The sequence below is a fragment of the Shewanella sp. 11B5 genome (genome assembly GCF_002836795.1).
GTDB classification, from domain to species: domain Bacteria; phylum Pseudomonadota; class Gammaproteobacteria; order Enterobacterales; family Shewanellaceae; genus Shewanella; species Shewanella frigidimarina.
Map to the genome: position 1 here is coordinate 1 of NZ_PJAP01000738.1, position 1,882 is coordinate 1,882.

Annotated in this window: 2 protein-coding genes; both read left to right on the top strand. The window is 41.3% G+C overall.

The features are described 5' to 3' along the window. Window positions 1-70 precede the first annotated feature (70 nt). On the top strand, window positions 71-973 hold the full coding sequence (locus CXF78_RS15920) for a UDP-2,3-diacylglucosamine diphosphatase (RefSeq protein ID WP_102037332.1): 903 nt from the start codon (window positions 71-73) through the stop codon (window positions 971-973). 13 nt (window positions 974-986) lie between these two features. Beyond that, on the top strand, window positions 987-1,882 hold an 896-nt coding region (locus CXF78_RS15925), incomplete at its 3' end, for a GNAT family N-acetyltransferase (protein ID WP_180957179.1).

The window sequence follows — 1,882 nt, forward strand, 5'->3', positions numbered from 1 at the left end:
CCTTATCGTCAAATAGCTGCCCTACTCTAAATCAACACTGACGCAATCTGTGTATTAGGGTGAATGACGGATGATCTCACACAGCAAAAAAAGCAATCAACAACGCCAACCTTTATCGCACTTAACTCACAGTGACAAAGTTCAGCATTTTCATGCCTTGTGGATATCGGATGTTCATCTAGGCAGCATTGATTGTAAAGCCGATTTTTTATTACATTTTCTCAATCATAGCCAATGCCAATACCTGTATTTAGTCGGTGACATTGTCGATATCTGGGCACTAAAAAAACGTGTTTATTGGCCCGACAGCCACAATAAAGTGATACAAAAAATCCTCGAACTGGCCAGTAGTGGCACCCAAGTTATTTACATACCAGGTAATCATGATGAGGCTTTCAAAGATTATGCCGACAGTCATTTCAGAGGTATTACCCTCGTTAAACAGCATATTCATCAGTCTCTGAGTGGGAAACGTTTTTTAATGCTTCATGGCGATCAATTTGACTCACAAGTATGTGTTAGTCGTACCTACGCAAAATTAGGCGACCATTTATATGATGTGTTGTTGTGGCTAAATCGTCAGTTACACAGAGTAAGAAGCCGCCTAGGATATCCATATTGGTCACTAGCCAGCTACATAAAACTCCGCGTCAACAAAGCTCAGCAAGCCATTAATCAATACCGAGATGCCGTACTGCGCTATGCCATTAAAAAACAAGTCGACATGGTGATATGTGGCCATATCCATCAGCCAGAATTATCACAGCATACGATTAATAACCACATCATCACTTACGCAAATGATGGTGATTGGGTTGAAAATTGTACTCTCATAGCAGAGACAGAATCTGGAGATGTGCAGTTGCTTAAGTGGGATGAACAAACGTTGCAAGCTACAGCAGTAAACACGATTGATTTTGGCAGTTCAGAGGCTACTTCAATCATCACGCCCCAAAAACAGCACGTTGCATAAATAAGGCTAAAATATGATATTTACTGTTGATAATGTGGTAGAAAAAAACCTGCCAAATGTGCATAACAAGCCTTGGTTAGCCGTGCCGACTAAAGCCATGTTACGTTACTTGCTTCATGAAAAGCAGTGTAATGACATTGCCAACGAACATGCGCATTTATCCGGGGTCGATTTTGTTGAACAAATTCTTGCCTGTTTGAATTTCAGTTACAGCGTCCCCAATAACGAAATTGAAAATATTCCCATTGAAGGTCGAGTGGTGATCTACGCCAATCACCCTATCGGTTCACTTGATGCGCTGGCATTAATCAAACTGATTAGTCAGGTGAGACCAGACATCAAGGTCGTTGCCAATGAATTACTAATGGCCATTAAACCGCTTCATTCCATTTTATTGCCAGTACGTAACATGACTGGTGGAACACCGAAACAACACTTAAATGAAATTCATCATCACCTCAAAAATGAAGGTGCGGTATTGATTTTCCCCTCGGGTGAAGTGTCGCGTTTACGCCCTACTGGCGTCACAGATTTACATTGGCACAGCGGATTTTTAAAAATGGCTCGCGCCTGTAATGCGCCGCTTTTACCCATGTATGTGGATGCGAAGAACTCTGCCACCTTTTATGGCGCTTCAATGATTTACAAACCATTAGCGACGTTATTGCTGGTCAAAGAAATGTTTAAACAAATGGATCATGTCATGCCAGTACGGATTGGCCAATTGATTGCAAAAGAAGTCGTCAGCACTCAAGATTTCCCACTTAAAACCAAAGTGAATCTGCTTAAAAATCATTTATACCGCATTGGTAAAAATCGCAGTCCGTTATTCATTACCCAAAATGCCATTGCTCATCCTGAAAAACGCAGTGAGCTACAACAAACATTACAACAATGCGAATTGCTCGG

Bases quoted from the DNA above. Each gene is read 5' to 3' on its own strand.
- CXF78_RS15920 (WP_102037332.1), top strand. From the start codon at position 71: ATGATCTCACACAGCAAAAAAAGCAATCAACAACGCCAACCTTTATCG.